15 protein-coding genes are annotated in these 15,210 nt (G+C 65.6%); 9 read left to right on the top strand and 6 right to left on the bottom strand.

The genetic code is table 11. From position 1 onward, the window contains the following. Window positions 1–18 precede the first annotated feature (18 nt). From ACLKOZ_RS10375 to ACLKOZ_RS10350, 6 genes are all read left to right on the top strand, one after another. Entirely contained in the window at window positions 19–828 is an 810-nt protein-coding gene (locus ACLKOZ_RS10375; protein WP_436474888.1) for an IclR family transcriptional regulator domain-containing protein, read from the top strand. Between the two features lie 270 nt (window positions 829–1,098). Next, on the top strand, window positions 1,099–2,307 hold the full coding sequence (locus ACLKOZ_RS10370; RefSeq protein WP_436474887.1) for a Re/Si-specific NAD(P)(+) transhydrogenase subunit alpha: 1,209 nt from the start codon (window positions 1,099–1,101) through the stop codon (window positions 2,305–2,307). Then, complete coding sequence (locus ACLKOZ_RS10365) at window positions 2,307–2,642, top strand: NAD(P) transhydrogenase subunit alpha (RefSeq protein WP_436474885.1); 336 nt, start codon at window positions 2,307–2,309, stop codon at window positions 2,640–2,642. Before ACLKOZ_RS10370 ends, ACLKOZ_RS10365 begins: the two co-directional genes overlap by 1 nt. Then, window positions 2,639–4,012 carry an NAD(P)(+) transhydrogenase (Re/Si-specific) subunit beta gene (locus ACLKOZ_RS10360; RefSeq protein ID WP_337352658.1) on the top strand — a complete coding sequence of 458 codons (1,374 nt, stop codon included), beginning with the start codon at window positions 2,639–2,641 and terminating at the stop codon, window positions 4,010–4,012. Before ACLKOZ_RS10365 ends, ACLKOZ_RS10360 begins: the two co-directional genes overlap by 4 nt. A 93-nt stretch (window positions 4,013–4,105) precedes the next feature. Further along, a complete protein-coding gene (locus ACLKOZ_RS10355; protein WP_436474882.1) occupies window positions 4,106–4,348 on the top strand; it encodes a hypothetical protein in 243 nt (80 codons plus the stop codon). 47 nt (window positions 4,349–4,395) lie between these two features. Beyond that, window positions 4,396–5,313 carry a diacylglycerol/lipid kinase family protein gene (locus tag ACLKOZ_RS10350; protein WP_337348659.1) on the top strand — a complete coding sequence of 306 codons (918 nt, stop codon included), beginning with the start codon at window positions 4,396–4,398 and terminating at the stop codon, window positions 5,311–5,313. A 57-nt stretch (window positions 5,314–5,370) separates the two neighbouring features. Here ACLKOZ_RS10350 and ACLKOZ_RS10345 read toward each other — a convergent pair whose 3' ends face one another. After that, window positions 5,371–6,213: an amino acid-binding protein gene (locus ACLKOZ_RS10345; protein WP_436474880.1), complete on the bottom strand. Its 843-nt coding sequence runs from the start codon at window positions 6,211–6,213 to the stop codon at window positions 5,371–5,373. 233 nt (window positions 6,214–6,446) lie between these two features. Between ACLKOZ_RS10345 and ACLKOZ_RS10340 the strand changes: the two genes are divergently transcribed. Then, the gene (locus ACLKOZ_RS10340; protein ID WP_376047455.1) at window positions 6,447–7,196 is read left to right on the top strand and encodes an IclR family transcriptional regulator; all 750 of its coding nucleotides are present in this window, start codon (window positions 6,447–6,449) and stop codon (window positions 7,194–7,196) included. Between the two features lie 122 nt (window positions 7,197–7,318). Next, window positions 7,319–8,512 carry a 4-hydroxybenzoate 3-monooxygenase gene (locus tag ACLKOZ_RS10335; RefSeq protein ID WP_436474878.1) on the top strand — a complete coding sequence of 398 codons (1,194 nt, stop codon included), beginning with the start codon at window positions 7,319–7,321 and terminating at the stop codon, window positions 8,510–8,512. 98 nt (window positions 8,513–8,610) lie between these two features. Here the strand turns inward: ACLKOZ_RS10335 and ACLKOZ_RS10330 are convergent, their stop codons facing one another. After that, on the bottom strand, window positions 8,611–9,150 hold the full coding sequence (locus tag ACLKOZ_RS10330; protein ID WP_436474876.1) for a TetR/AcrR family transcriptional regulator: 540 nt from the start codon (window positions 9,148–9,150) through the stop codon (window positions 8,611–8,613). 56 nt (window positions 9,151–9,206) lie between these two features. On the opposite strand from ACLKOZ_RS10330, the gene ACLKOZ_RS10325 reads away from it, so the two are divergent. Further along, window positions 9,207–10,262 carry an FAD-dependent monooxygenase gene (locus tag ACLKOZ_RS10325; protein ID WP_436474874.1) on the top strand — a complete coding sequence of 352 codons (1,056 nt, stop codon included), beginning with the start codon at window positions 9,207–9,209 and terminating at the stop codon, window positions 10,260–10,262. Here the strand turns inward: ACLKOZ_RS10325 and ACLKOZ_RS10320 are convergent, their stop codons facing one another. The 4 genes from ACLKOZ_RS10320 to ACLKOZ_RS10305 form a co-directional block, all read right to left on the bottom strand. Next, a complete protein-coding gene (locus ACLKOZ_RS10320; RefSeq protein ID WP_436474872.1) occupies window positions 10,263–12,107 on the bottom strand; it encodes an ABC transporter permease in 1,845 nt (614 codons plus the stop codon). Beyond that, window positions 12,104–13,171 carry an ABC transporter ATP-binding protein gene (locus ACLKOZ_RS10315; RefSeq protein WP_337348666.1) on the bottom strand — a complete coding sequence of 356 codons (1,068 nt, stop codon included), beginning with the start codon at window positions 13,169–13,171 and terminating at the stop codon, window positions 12,104–12,106. Before ACLKOZ_RS10315 ends, ACLKOZ_RS10320 begins: the two co-directional genes overlap by 4 nt. Before the next feature lie 43 nt (window positions 13,172–13,214). Next, a complete protein-coding gene (locus tag ACLKOZ_RS10310; RefSeq protein WP_436474869.1) occupies window positions 13,215–14,300 on the bottom strand; it encodes an extracellular solute-binding protein in 1,086 nt (361 codons plus the stop codon). Window positions 14,301–14,580: 280 nt separating this feature from the next. After that, complete coding sequence (locus ACLKOZ_RS10305) at window positions 14,581–15,084, bottom strand: GNAT family N-acetyltransferase (RefSeq protein ID WP_337348668.1); 504 nt, start codon at window positions 15,082–15,084, stop codon at window positions 14,581–14,583. Window positions 15,085–15,210: the final 126 nt, after the last annotated feature.

Here is a 15,210-nt window from a genome sequence, read left to right as displayed (position 1 = left end):
CGAATAGGATTGGTAACCATGACCAACGCACCAGCAGACACGCAGGCCGCTCCGCAGGCGGGCGACCAGTACGTGCAGTCGCTGGCGCGCGGGCTGGCCGTCATCCGTGCGTTTGATACCGATCACCCGCTGATGACCCTCACTGAAGTGGCAGCCCGCACGGACCTCACCCGGGCCACCGCGCGGCGTTTCCTGCACACGCTGGTGGAACTGGGCTATGTCCGCACCGACGGCAAGACGTTCGCGCTGACGGCCAAGGTGCTCCAGCTCGGGTACGCGTATCTCTCCGGACTGTCGCTGCCGCAGCTTGCCCAGCCGCATTTGGAAGAATTGTCGCTGAAACTGGGCGAGTCGACCTCCGCGGCCGTACTGGACGGCACCGATATCGCGTACATCGCCAGGGTGACCACCCGCCGGATCATGAACGTTGGCATCACGGTGGGCACCCGCTTCCCGGCGTACGCCACATCGATGGGCAGGGTGCTCCTGGCCGCGCTGCCGCCCGCCGAGCTGAAGGCCTACTTGGCCGCCGCTGAGATCAAACCGCTGACGCCCCGCGCGCTTGGCAATGTCCCGGAACTGTTGGCCGTCCTGGAAAAGGTCCGCACCCAGGGTTGGTGCCTGCTGGACCAGGAACTGGAACTTGGACTCATGTCCGTCGCCGCTCCGGTTTATGACGGACCCAAGGTGGTGGCAGCCGTCAACGTGTCCCTGCAGGCCCAGTCCGTCGGGGCCCAGCCGGACCCGGATGCGTATCTCGCCTCGGTGGCGCAGGAAATCGTGGCGACGGCGAAGCTCATTTCGGCCGATCTGACCGCCCGGCGGTAGCCGAGACAAACAGAAGAGGGCGACGGCGGAATGTTCCGCCGTCGGCCTCTTGTCCCTTCTGCCTGCCTCGAGCTGGACCGCGGGCCTTTTCTGGGCCCCTGTGGGTAACTGTTTCCACATAAGCCTGCTGCGCTACTGCCGCCGGAGCGGTGCTGGCCATAGACTCTAGCCAACTACGTGCAGCAGTGCCGCTCGCGAAGTTCCCGCCGGTCAAACGGACGGACACGGACCCTGAGGCACTGCCGCACACGGCTGTGAGGGGAGTGGCGGGTGAAACTGGGCATACCGCGGGAACGCCATGAGGGTGAACGGCGAGTGGCCGCCACCCCGGAGACGGTCAAGCAATTGGCCGGCCTGGGGCTGGACGTGCTGATCGAGTCGGGGGCAGGGGACCCAGCCGGATACGGCGACCACGAATACATGCACGCCGGCGCCATGACAGTCCCAGCCCTGAATCCCGCCGACCTGGACATCCTGGTCCACGTACGTCCGCTGGAACCGGCAACGGCCCTGTCCTTGAAGCCCGGGGCCGTTACCGTGGGGATGGCGTCGCCGTCGTCCGAGCTGGCCACCGTCCAGGCGCTCGCGGACGCCGGCGTCACGGCCTTCGCCTTGGAACTGGTGCCCCGCATTTCCCGGGCCCAGTCCATGGACGCGCTCAGCTCCCAGGCCCTGGTAGCCGGCTACCGCTGCGTGTTGGAGGCCGCTATCCGGCTGCCGCGCTTCTTCCCGCTCTACATGACCGCTGCCGGCACCGTGCCGCCGGCCCGGGTGCTGGTGCTTGGCGCCGGTGTGGCGGGGCTGCAGGCTATCGGCACCGCCAAGCGGCTCGGTGCCCGCGTCTCCGCCAACGACATCCGGCCCGCCTCCGCGGATGAAGTCGCATCGATGGGCGGCACCTTCATCAGGCTCGACCTCGAAACGGCCGAGGCCTCCGGCGGCTACGCCCGTGAACTCAGCGCCGACCGCGGCGCCCTCCAGCGTGAGCTGCTCGCGCCGCATGTCGCCCAGGCGGATGTCCTGATTACGACGGCGGCTGTACCCGGCAGGCGGGCACCGCTGCTGGTGAGCCGGCAAATGGTGCAGGCCATGCGGCCCGGTTCCGTCGTCGTCGACCTCGCCGCGGAATCCGGCGGCAACGTGGAGGGCTCGGTTCCCGGCGAAGATATTCCGGTACCCACAGCAGACGGGCAGGGCCACGTCACCTTGGTGGGACTGAAGGACGCGCCGTCCGCGATGGCCTCGGATGCGTCCCGCCTCTACGCCAAGAACGTGGCAAACCTGCTGGCCCTGATGACTCGGGACGGGGTGGCCAGCCCTGATTTCGACGACGAGGTGGTGGCCGGCGCCTGCCTCACGCACGACGGCGCGGTGCGGCATTTGCCCACGGCCGAAGCTTTGGCGGCGCTCATCCCCGCCCCTCCGGACCATTCGCCCACGGTCCAAAACGACACTGTCCCCAGCGAGGGAGGAATCTGATGGACGGCATGAGCCTGCTGACCGTCACGGTCCTGGCCGTCTTTGTGGGTTTTGAAGTGGTCTCCAAGGTCTCCAGCACCCTGCACACGCCGCTGATGTCCGGGGCGAACGCCATCCACGGCATCATCCTGGTGGGTGCCATCATCGTGGCCGGGCAGGCTGCCGATCCGGGGATCCTGGCCGTGGCCCTGCTCGCCGTTGTGCTGGCCACCGCCAACCTGGTGGGCGGTTTTGTGGTTACTGACCGGATGCTGCACATGTTCCGGGGCCGCCAGGAAGCCCTAGGCAGGGATGGCACCGGCACGAAAGCCGTAGGCAAGGGGGAAGGACAATGACCCTCCTCGATCCGGTCTGGACTGCCCTGCTCTACCTGGCAGCGGCCGTGTTCTTCATCCTTGCCCTTCGTGGCCTCAGCTCGCCGCGCACGGCCCGCCGCGGAAACCTGGTGGGTGCCTTCGGTGCGCTGGTCGCCGTCGTTACGGTGTTCCTGTCCTCACGCTTGGACAATATTCCGTGGATTATCGGGGCCATCGCGGTGGGAACCGCCGTGGCCGCCCCGGTGGCCAGGCGGGTGAAAATGACCCAGATGCCCCAATTGGTGGCGCTCTTCAACGGGGTGGGCGGCGGTGCCGCCGCCCTGGTGGCGCTCCTGGAACTCGGCCATACGCCGGATCCGTGGGTGCGGCTCGCCATTGTCTTCACGCTCCTGGTGGGCGCAGTTTCCTTCGCCGGGTCCGGGGTCACCTTCGCGAAGCTCCAGGAACTGATGACCACCCGCCCCGTCGTCTTCCCCGGACTGCCTGTGGTGATGGCGTTGGTGCTGCTCGCCGCGGTGGGTACCGCCGTCGCCGTCGTCCTGACCGGTTCCCTGCCGCTCGCCGTGCTGCTGATGGTCCTGGGACTGGCGGCCGGCGTGCTGCTGGTGCTGCCGGTGGGCGGCGCGGATGTGCCGATCGTCATTTCCCTGCTGAACGCGTTCACCGGCCTCGCCGTGGCCGCGTCCGGCGTGGTGCTGGGCAACGTGCTGCTGGTGGTGGCGGGAACCCTGGTGGGTGCCTCCGGTACCATCCTCACCCGCGCCATGGCCGCGGCCATGGGCCGCAGCGTGGCCGGCATCCTGTTCGGCGCCTTTAGGGGAGGTTCGACGGCGGGATCCACCGCCGTGAGCGAACGTCCCGTGAGGTCCTCCAGCGCGGAGGACGTCGCAGTGCTGCTGGGCTACGCGCAGCGGGTCATCATTGTGCCTGGCTATGGCCTGGCCGTGGCGCAGGGACAGCATACCGCCGCCGAGCTGGCCCTGGCCCTGGAGGCCCGGGGCATCGAGGTGGACTTCGCCATCCACCCGGTGGCCGGGCGGATGCCGGGGCACATGAACGTGCTTCTGGCCGAGGCCAATGTGCCGTACGAGTCGCTCAAGGAGATGGGCGAGATCAACTCTGAGTTCCGGACCGCGGACGTGGCGCTGGTGGTGGGCGCCAACGATGTGGTGAACCCGGCGGCGAAGACGTCCTCCGGCTCGCCGATCTACGGCATGCCCATCCTGGAGGTCTCCGACGCCCGCCAAGTGATCTTCCTGAAGCGCTCGATGCGGCCCGGTTTCGCGGGAATCGAGAACGAGCTGCTCTATGAACCGCAGACTTCCCTGCTGTTCGGCGACGCCAAGGATTCGCTGGCCAAAGTCCTGGGTGCTGTGAAGGCGTTATAGCCTGCTGGCCATAGGATCGACCCTGACACTTACCGGCCTGGCACATCACACGCTGGCGATTCCACCCCGACGCTTCCACGAGGAGACTCACCCATGAGCTACCCGAAGACCACGCCCGAAGAAGCACCCCGGACTGCCCGCCCCGTTTGGCTTCTGCCCGTCATCATGACAGTTGTCACCGGTGTGATCGGCATGGTCCTGGTGGCGGGGCAGGGCCTGTACTGGATGATCGCCGTCATCGCCGTGGTTGATGCTCTCGGCGTCTTCACCATCGTGCGGTCGGCCCGGATCAACGCCCGGAACCACGAAGCCAGGGCTCAGGAAATCCAGACTTAGGAAGTACGCTTTCTATTAACGCCCATCCAACGTCATCGAAGGACACCATGACAGGCAACAGCTCCCCAGCCCTTAAGCGCGCGGCCATCATCGTCAATCCTGCCAAGCCGGTGGACGTTGACGTGCGTGCCCTCGCGGCAAAGCACTGTTCTGAGAACGGCTGGGGCGAACCCATTTGGTTGGAGACCACCAAGGAGGACCCAGGCGTCGGCCAGGCAAAGGAAGCGCTTGAGCAGGGCGCCGCCATCGTTATTGCCGCAGGTGGCGATGGCACCGTGCGATGTGTGGCCGAAGTCCTTGCCGGCGGTGACGTGCCCATGGGACTGCTTCCGTTCGGCACGGGCAACCTCCTGGCCCGCAACCTGGGCATGGACGTCACCGACTTTGACGGCGCCATGGCCGGGGCCTTGGCGGGAACGGAGCGGAAGATCGACGTCGTCCGCGCCCGCCGGAACAACCCCGACAAGGAGCAGCTGTTCCTGGTGATGGCCGGCGTGGGCTACGACGCCACGATCATGGCCGACACCAACGAGGACCTCAAGGACAAGGTGGGCTGGCTGGCCTACGTGGATGCCGGCATCCGGAACCTGCCGGGCAAGCCGGTCAAGGCCACCATCGTTGTCGACGGCAAGGATGTGGTGCACCGCCGGGTCCGCAGCGTCATGGTGGGCAACTGCGGCAAGGTCCAGGGCGGGCTGGAGATCTTCCCCGATGCCAAGGTAGACGACGGCCTCCTCGATGTGGTGGTCCTGGCACCGCGGGGGAAGCTCGGCTGGTTCTCCGTGATCGCGGGCATGATCGGCAAGGGGAAGGGCCGGGACACCTCAGTGGAGTACTTCCAAGGTAAAACCGTGGAGATCACCCTGGAACATAACGACGACTACCAACTCGACGGCGACCACGAGGGTGACGGCAAGCATGTCCTCATGACCCTGGAGCCCTCCGCCCTCACCCTCCGGATGTAACCCAACTAGGTAGCAGCAGATGTCGTTTTGAGGCTCCATAACGACATCTGCTGCTACCTAGATGAGGGGGCTGGCAGCGGCGGGCCGGTGCGCCAGGATCTCTGCGAGCTCCGCGAGTCGGTGCGCGCGGGCAGACTCAGCGGGCGTGAACGGTTCGCCGGGACGGACGAACGTGAGGGGTCCGTGCCAGGCGGTAGGGATCTTCAGCCGCGTTCCGGCGTCGTGCTTTTCCAGAACAGCCTCCGACGGCGTGAGGATGCGTGCGCGCAGGAGTTCGGCCACGGCCAGCGGCAGTTCGTCCGGGGCATCTGCGATCCTGGCCGCCAGGCTCAGCGCCCTGGTCTGGCCGTCCGCCATGGCCAGTGCCGTGGTGGGCCACACATGGGAGCGGGTGCCGCCGCCGTCGTACAGCGCATCCAGCAGGTCCCGTTCGCTGAGGTTTCCGGGGGCGGAGAGCACAAACTCGTCCAGGACTCCGCCGGCCACAGGGTGGACGTGGATGCTCAGGATGTTGGTCTCCAGGCGGGCCAGGGCCTTGGTGATTTTCTGGAGCGAACCCGGCTGGTCTTGGAGTACCGTGCGGGCCCGCCACAGCGACGGTGCCTTTCCCAGCTGACGGCGGTGGCGCAGGGCTGGTGCATGCAGCCAGCCGCGCAGGACGCGGGCCGCGGACGGCTCGGCCACCCAGATCACCAGGATGGTGGCCGTGAGGGTGAGTACCAGCACCTTGGCCAGGTAAGGGAGATGGGTCCCCACCACCAGGGCGTGGACCAGAAGCTCAATAGGAAGCATGACGGCGACATTCGCCACCGTGAGCCGGGTTTTGGTGGGTTCGGGCATCAGGCCGCAGACTTCGCAGCTCAAATCAGCCGCGGCAGGGCTGCTTGCGGTGGGCTTCATGTTCCAAGGATCACGTGGTGCTGTTTCGGGGGTGTTGCCCCGCCGTTCCGATCGTGGGAACGCTCCGCAACATAGCATTTACGGGCAGTCCCGGCAGCTTCCACTGACTGTCCGACTTCCACTGACTGTCCGACGGCGGCACGTGGCTGGGTGCGCACGCGCCGGCTGCTGGCTGAGTCAGGCGGCGGGGTATTCTGGGACAAAGTCACCCCATTCAATGGAAGCGATGAATCATGGCCAATTCAGTCTCCGGGGACTCTGTGGTGGATCGTGTGGTGAGGGTCATTTCAGCGTTCCCTGAAGGCGTCAGCAGCCTCCAGCTTTCGGACTTGGCCGCCCGGGCGGAGCTTCCCCTCACTACGGCGCATCGGCTGGTCCGGCAGTTGGCAGCGCACGGCCTGCTTGAGACCGGCGCCGGTGGAACCGTCCGGCTGGGGCTGCGTCTGTGGGAACTGGTGAACCGTAATTCGCCTACCTTGGCGCTGCGGCAGGCCGCCATGCCGTTCATGGAGGACATCCAGCAGGTCCTGAACCAGAACGTGAACCTGGCGGTCCTGGACCACTGGGAGGCCCTCTTCGTGGAACGGCTGTCCCACCGCGGTTCCGTGGCCAACCGGGCCAAAGTGGCCGGACGGATGCCCGTCCACGTTTCCTCAGCCGGGCTCGCGCTGATGGCGCACCAGGGGAAGGCGCTGCAGGCTGAGTACCTCGAGCAGTTCGCTGACCCCTCCGGGAAGGTAACGCGGGATGCGGTGCGCGGCCTGCTCAGCGAAACGGCCTTGCAGGGCTTTGCGCAGCTCGCCGGCGTCGTGGATCCGGACACCTGGGGCATTGCCGTTCCCGTCCTGGACGCGAGGCAGCGCGCGGTGGCAGCGCTCGGCGTCGTGGTTCCGCTCCGGGAGATGCGCCTGCAGGCCCTGGTTCCCGCGCTGCAGACTGCCGCGCGGGGAATCGCCCGGCGACTGGGCGAGGCCGGTAGCTGATTTTTGACTTCCGTTGAATGGAATACGCGTTACGCGGGTCAGGCTTCCTGCTGCACACTGTAGCCCAGACGTCCTACGCAGTTCTTCCAGCACGAGCCCCCGCAACGAAGCGAGAAACAGCCATGGCACCACGCAAAATCATCACCACCCAGGTGGCCATCATGGGCGCCGGCCCGGCCGGCCTGATGCTCTCCCACCTCCTGGCCAACGCCGGGATCGATTCCACCGTGGTCGAAGTCCGCAGCCACAAGGTCATCTCCGAAACCGTCCGCGCCGGCATCCTGGAGCACGGCACCGTCAACCTGCTCGTGGACAGCGGAGTCTCGGACCGGGTGCTGCGTGACGGGGACCGGCATGACGGCATCGAACTGCGGTTCAACGGCGAAAGCCACCGTGTCGACTTCAAGGACCTTGTGGGGGAGTCCGTGTGGCTCTACCCGCAGACGGACGTCTTCCTGGACCTCGCAGCACGACGGAAGGCCGACGGCGGCGACGTCCGCTACAGCGTCACGGACACCACCGTGCACGACCTCGAAGGCAAGCCGAAGGTGTGGTTCACCGACGCCGCCGGTGTGGAGTACGAGGTCCAGGCGGACTACGTGGTGGGCGCGGACGGTTCCCGCAGCCACTGCCGCTTCCAGATCCCGGAGGCCAACCGGAAGTGGTATTTCCACGAGTACCCTTTCGCCTGGTTCGGCATCCTCGCCGAAGCTCCGCACAGCGCGGACGAGCTGATCTATGCCAACTCCGCCAACGGCTTCGCCCTGATCAGCCAGCGCACCGAAACCGTGCAGCGGATGTACTTCCAGTGCGATCCCCGCGAGAACGTGGCTGACTGGGACGACGACCGGATCTGGGCCGAGTTCCGCAGCCGGGTCAACGGCAACGGCTTTGAACTCAAGGAAGGCCCTGTCATCGACAAGATGGTCCTGCCGTTCCGCAGCTTTGTGCACACCCCCATGCGCCACGGCAACCTTTTCCTGGCCGGCGATGCAGCGCACACCGTCCCGCCCACCGGCGCCAAGGGCCTGAATCTGGCCATCCATGACGTCAAGGTCCTCTTCGAAGGACTGGACAGCTACTACAACTCGGGCTCCACGCACCTGCTGGACACTTTCAGTGACCGGGCACTGGAGCGCGTGTGGAAGGCCCAGCAGTTCTCCTACTGGATGACCACCATGCTCCACACGCCGGTGGACGCGGATGACTTCACCCGCGCCCGCCAGCTCGGCGAACTGAACTCCGTGGTCTCCTCCCGGCACGGCATGGCCTACCTGGCCGAGGCCTACACTGGCTGGCCCGGCGCCGTTTCCTAGGATGCCGTGACATAGGCTGCCGTGAAATTGAAGTACGACGGCGGGGCTGACGCCGGTTGTGCGGGCCTGGCTCCGACGTGCGGAATCAGGCAAGGGCGTCAGGGCGCCAGCAGCCTGCGGATTGGAGCGGCAATGGCTGCAACGTCCGGATGCTCGCCTTGCCTGACGGTGAGCATGTGGAGCAGCACGCCGTCGCCGTAATCCGCCACGTCCCGAGCCCGCGCGGCTGCGTCAGCCACCCCTAAGGCGGTCAGCGCCTGCTCCAGCCCGCCCACCAGCCGGAAATGGCCGGCGGTCACCGCCTCGGGTTTGTCCAGGGAAAGCGCCAATCGGGCACGCGTGAGGGCGGCGTGCTCTCCTGCCAGCGCCAGCACCAGGGCGGCCAGTTGACGGGCCAGCTCCTCAATGTTCCCGGGCGGGCCGGCCTGCCCTTGGTCCTGCAGGAGTGCGACGTCCAGCTGCTCCAGGCGGTCCAGAACGGCCTCCACTAAGGCAGCCCGGTTCCGGTAGTAATTGGAGGTGGTCCCTTCGGCCAGCTGCGCCGCCGCGTCAACGGCCCGGTGGGTGAGGCCCTTCATTCCTTTGTCCGCCACTACCCTCAAGGCGGCGTCCATAAGTTCCGTGCGGCGGTCAGGCATGGGCCCAGTGTAATTGACCCCTTCCGCATCACTACAAAAGTAGTAGGATCGCACGCATGGAAACAATCTCGATTGTTGGCGGAGGAATTGCCGGGCTGGCACTGGCTGCCTGCCTGGACCAGGACCGTTTCGATGTGACGGTCACAGAGAAGCGGCCGGAGTTGCCCGCGGTTGGGACAGTGCTGGCCATGTGGCCCAACGCGCAACGTGCCCTGGAAAAAGTGGGTGTCCTGGCTGAGGCCCGCACCGTGAGCCCGGTGATTGGAAGCGGATCCATCCGCAATGCCGCGGGCGTGCCCTGGGTTACCGTGAACGGCGGCCAAATGTTCGGCATTTCGAGGGTGGACCTGCTGCGCCTGCTGGACGCTGCCGTGCCGGACACTGTCCGCCGGATCACGGGCCGCTTCCACGCGGTCCCGTCCGGGGCCGGCCTGGTGGTAGGGGCCGATGGCGTACACAGCGCGGTGCGTCGCGGCATCTGGGGGGAGAGGACCGCAGCCCGGCCCACTCCGTACCTTGCCGTCCGGGGTACGCTTCCGGTTCCTGTCCACCCGGAACACGTTGGCGAGTACTGGGGGCGCGGAGATCTTTTTGGCATCGCCGCTGCAGCCGCCGGCACCAACTGGTACGCGAGCTATCGCTCCGACCTTGGGGTGGAGGGAATCGACGTCGCCTCAGCCCTTGAGCAGGCACGGATCCGCTACGCCGGGCACGCGGGTGCCATCCGCGACGTCCTTGCCCAAGCCACTCCGGAGCGTTCGCTTGCCCAGGGGATCTGGACCACGCCGCGGTTGCGGTCCTTCGTCCGCGGCCGGGTTGTGCTGATCGGCGATGCAGCCCATGCCATGACGCCCAACCTCGGCAGGGGAGCCTGCGAAGCATTAGTCGATGCAGTCACACTGGCGGAACTTTTGAATGTCCTTCCTGCTGACGAGGCACTGAGGTCATACGATCGCCAGCGCCGGCTCCGCACTCAAGCCCTGGGCCTGGCATCGTCCGCGCTGATGCGCGTGGCGCTGACGGAAGCCGCCCAGCCCCTGCGCGACCGGCTGCTGACGCTGGCCCGGCGCCCGAAGGCGCGCGCCGCCGTCGTTACTGGTTCCCCCACCTGATCAGCGGACGGGGGCGGCTGGTTCTGCGCCGGCCGCCACCAGGCCAGGTGACGTGGCCGCATCTGGAGCAGCCCCCGGGACGTTCCTTTTGCGCCCTGCACCGCGGCGGCTGGAGCGGCCGTAGACGAGGTACATGGTGAGCCCCGTGATGATCATCAGCAGCACGGTGTAGACGAACGTGTTCGCCACGCCCTCAACTCCTTCTGCACCGTCGGTATTGGCCTTGATCACCAGCCCCAGCGGCTGGACCAGTGGGTGCGCCAGGAAGATCGCGGTGTCATAGTCATCCAGCATGCTGTTGAAGTTCAAAGCCGCGATGGCTGCAGCAGCCGGAAGGACAATGGGCAGCAGGATCCGGCGGAACACATACAGCGTTTTGGCTCCCATGATGGCTGCGGCTTCCTCCATCGAGGAGTTGACCGACGCGAACGAGGCTTTGAGCATACGGAGGGTGAACGGGATCTTCACAGTCACGAACGCGATCAGGAGGATCACCGTGGTTCCTGTCAGCACGGCCCCGCCCACGAGCGGATTCGGGTGGTCGTAGCTGATGATGAGTCCGAGGGCGAGCAGGGCGGACGGCAGGATCCAGGGAATGTGCAGCAAGTATTCGAAAACGGACGCGACCCAATTCTTGTACTTCTGCAGCAGCCGGGCCACGAACAGCAGGCCGCCCACCGCTATCAGGGTGGCCAGCCCACTGTAAACGACGCTGACGATAAAAGGACGCAGGCCAGACTCCTGCGTGAGGACCCGTACGTAGTTGTCCAGGGTCAGGCTGCCCGGGGAGATCTTGCCGGTCTGGATCGCGGCGCCGTCGGCAAAGGAATACAACACGATGAGCACCACGGGCAAGGTGTACAAGGCAAAAAGCAGGTAGGCGATGGCGTGCACGGCAGCGTTGGCAACAGGGCTGGTGATTCGCTGCTTCTGCAGGGCCGAGGACACTTTGGACAGTGAGTAGTACGTGCCGCGCTTCTCCAGCCGGGACATGACCGCGAGCATCAGGATGGTGGAAACGCCCAGGATGACGGCCAGCAGCGCAGCCAGGTCACGGGAGGTGGGGCTGTTGGCGAACGTCAGGATCATCGGCGTGATGGTCTGGAACTCCCGGCCCCCCAGCACCTGCGGAGCGCTGAGTGCGCCCAGGCCAGTCAGGAAGGACAGGATGGTGACGGCGAACAGCGTGGGTTTGAGCATGGGCAGCACCACACGGCGCAGGATGGTCCACGTGGACGCCCCCAGGTTCCTTGCCGCCTCGATGGTCTGGTAGTCAACGCCCTTGAGCGCATTGCCCACGAACAGCATGTGGTTGGTGGTGGTGGCGAAGGTCATCACCACAAGGACAGCAAAGAAGCCGGAGAACCATGCCGGGTCCATTCCGGGGAAGACCGTGAGCAGCAGGGAAGTGACAATGCCTTTGTCGCCATAGATGAACTTATAGCCAGCGGCCAGCACGATGCCGCCGTAGATGAAGGTGGTGGCGTAGCCGAGGAAAAGGATACGGGAGCCGCGGATCTTGAAGTAGTGCGTGACCAGCACAATGAAGATTCCCACGGCGTTCACCGTGATGGACAGGGCCAGTGCCAGCAGGAAGCTGTTGCCCAGTGACTTCATGGCGCGCTGCGAGGAGAACAGCTTCTCGGCCGCCCGCCCCGAGAAGCTGCCGTCCGGGAAGAACGTTGCAATCAGGACGTTTAGGTTGGGCCAGACCAGGAACGCTGCGATAAACCAGGTGAGCACTGCGCCGACCATCAGGACGAAGGGGGACCGGAGCATGCTCCTGGCAGAGCCGCCGTTCCTGCCGCCCTTCGTACCGCCGATTTTAGCGGGACCGCGGTTCATGGCAGGGCCACTGCCTGGTCCTGCTTGGCCAGGGCGGCTCCGGTGCCCGGATGGTACTGCAGCACGTGGGCCGGCTGGACGTACACTGTGGCTTCGGCGCCGGCTTCGGGGTGGGCACCGCCGTCTTCCTTGACCAACAGCCGGATGTCCGCGCCGCGGCTCCGCACCACATAGCGGCTGTGCAGGCCGTGGTAGGTACGAGATACGACTGTTCCGGACAGCCCGACGGCGGTGCCTCCGTCCGCCGGCGGTGTCAGTGACGCCTTTTCCACCCGCAGGTAGGAATTGGCGTCAGGGTCCAGGCCGGCGCCGGAGAGCCGGTTCAGCTCCGCCACGAACTCCGGGGTCAGCGGGGAGCTATCACCGATGAAGTTGCAGACAAACTCAGTGGCTGACTGGTCGTAGATGTCCTTCGGGGTGCCCACCTGCTCAACCACTCCCTTGTTGAACACGGCCACGCGGTCGCTCATTGCCAGGGCCTCATCCTGGTCGTGGGTGACGTAGACGGTGGTGATGCCGAACTCGCTTTGCAGGTCTTTGAGCTGCTGCCGGAGCTGGTTCCGCAGCTTGGCGTCCAGGTTGGACAGCGGCTCGTCCAACAGCAGGATCTTGGGCCGCAGAACCAGTGCGCGGGCCACGGCCACACGTTGCTGCTGACCTCCCGACAGCTCGGCCACGTTCTTGCCCAGCTGGTCTTCGCTGAGCTCCACCCGGCGCGCAATATCGCGCACCAGGCGGTCAGTGTCGGCGGATTTTTCCTTCCGGACCCGAAGTCCGAATGCGATGTTCTCCCATACGCTCATGCTGGGGAACAGGGCATAGTTCTGGAAGACCATGCCCACCTGGCGTTTGTCGCTGGCCAGCCGGGTGACGTTTTTCCCATCCACGTGGACGGTTCCCCTGGAGGGCTCGATGAACCCTGCCAAGGTGCGCAACGCCGTCGTTTTTCCGCAGCCGGAGGGGCCCAGCAGCGTGAAGAATTCCCCTGGCCTGACGTGGAGGTTCAGGTCTGGGATAGCTGTGAAGTCGCCGAAGGAAACTTCGATGTTGTCCAAGCGGATCATGGGAAACCTGTCTGGTGGGACTGTGGGTGCGGATAGGGGGCGGCTACGTCATGTACTCGAGCTCGATCTTCTCCACCCAGGCGCCCATGTTCTCCTGCACGAAATCCCAGTCGATGTCCTGCTGCTTCACGTCGGCGAAGAACTCCACCACCTCAGGATTCGCTTTCGAGGCGGCGCTGGTGTTCACCGGCATGGAGTTGAACTGCTGGGCAAACGCGCTTTGGACTTCGGCGCTGCCGAACCAGTCAATGAACTTCTGCGCCTGTTCCTTCTTGTCGGTCCCCTTCACCAGTGCTATCTGTTCCACTGCCAGGGGTACGCCCACGGAGGGCGCCACAGTTTCGACGTTGACCTTGAAGGACTTCTCCCGTTCGGCGATGATCGACGACGGCATCTGTCCCAGGTCCACCTCGCCCGAGGCAATCCGGGCAAACAGGTCGGTCTTGGCCACGGCGGGGCTGCCGTTCTGGAAGTACTGCTCCACCTGCTTCCAACCTTCATCCGAAACGCCGAGGTCTCCGGAGTCGTCCTTGTAGCGGGTGAGGATGCCGGCAAAGACAAGCTGCGCGGTGGCAGTACCGAGCCCGGTCACGCGCTCATAGCGTTCCTTGAGTGCGTCTTTGGTCCAGAGATCTGTCCAGTCCTTCGGAGCATCGCCGGCGCTGATTTTGTCTGAGTTGTAACCGAGCAGGATGGCCTGCTTGACCAGGGGCCAGTAAGCCTTCCCGTCCCCGCTGTCGCCCAGGGCCGTGTCAACCTCGCCCGCCCATGAGGGCTCATAGGGCTCAAGCGCGCCTTCGTCCTTGATCTGGGCAAAGTACATGTTGTTCAGGCCGTAGGCTACGTCGGCAATGGGATTGTTCTTTTCCGCGATCAACTTGTTCGTAGCATCGGCGCCACCGGCGCCTACAATCTCGATTTTGAAGCCGGCCTCCGCGGCTTTGGCGGTCACCCACTCGCCGCGGCCTTCGCCGTTTGAGTTGGTGTAGATCACGAGGGTTTCGCCGGAACCGGCCGCCGGGGAGGTGGACGCCGCCCCTGAGGCGGCGGGCGACGCTGTACCGCCTCCGCATCCGGCGAGAAGGGTGACGGCGACTGCGGCGGCAACCAATGTCTGCAATTTACGCACGATCAGGACTCATTTCTGGACTGTCAGCGGAGCATGTCCGGCCAGCCTATCGCCGGACGCGCCAATTTCAGGCTGTTATAGCTATCGATTCGATAAACAGCTCGGCTGATGAGTCTGGAGGACCCGATAAAACGTTCAGGGCACGGTGCGTAAACGTGCGGTGAACGCTGGGCGGCATGCCCACGGCGGTGCGTGCCGCCGTCGTCAGTCCTGGGCGGGGGTCTCGGTGGGGATGCTGTGGCGCATGATCAGCGAGGTTAGCGGACGGCCCAGTTTCCGTTCAGGCCATGGCCGTGTGGGCGGCGCTGCGCGAGTTGATGGATTTCGCGTAGCAGTAAGAGTGCGCCACTCCGATGTACGGGCCGAAGTTGGGAACGCTTTCGAAGCCGGAGTTTTCGTAGAAATTCCGCCCATCCGGCTGTGCCGATCCGGCCTCGGCCTTGATCCGGGTGATCCCCTGCTTGTATGCCTCGGCCTCAAGGGCAGCAAGGATGGAGCTGGCCACTCCCGAACCCCGCGTGTACGGGAGGACGTACAGCCGTTTGATCTCCGCCGTCGTGGAATCCAGCAGCCTCAGGCCACCGCAGCCCACGGGCTGCCCGGAGCCTTTGTCGTAGGCCACCAGGAACACGGCGCAGTCCGCGGACGACGGCGGCGTGCCGGGTTCGTGGTCAGGGGTGCCAAAGCGGGCGTCCAGTTCCGCCTGCTGGGCCCGGCGCAGGTCGGCACCCACGGGGTTCGACCAGGTGACCTGCCTGATGTTGAGTCGGGGATTGGTCTGCATGGCTGCCTCGTTTCGCCGAAGGGTTATGCCTGACAAGCCTAGGAGGCCGCGGTTACCGCGGTGTTTCCTTCGCGTAAGCGCCCAGAGAACAGTCAGCGATGGTGCAGCCCGCGCGCCCCGACGGGA

Origin of the sequence: Arthrobacter sp. R4 (assembly GCF_051365025.1) — a bacterium.
In the GTDB taxonomy this organism is placed as follows: domain Bacteria; phylum Actinomycetota; class Actinomycetes; order Actinomycetales; family Micrococcaceae; genus Arthrobacter.
Note: the sequence above shows the minus strand (reverse complement) of the source record. Positions and strands in the feature narration are given on the sequence as shown.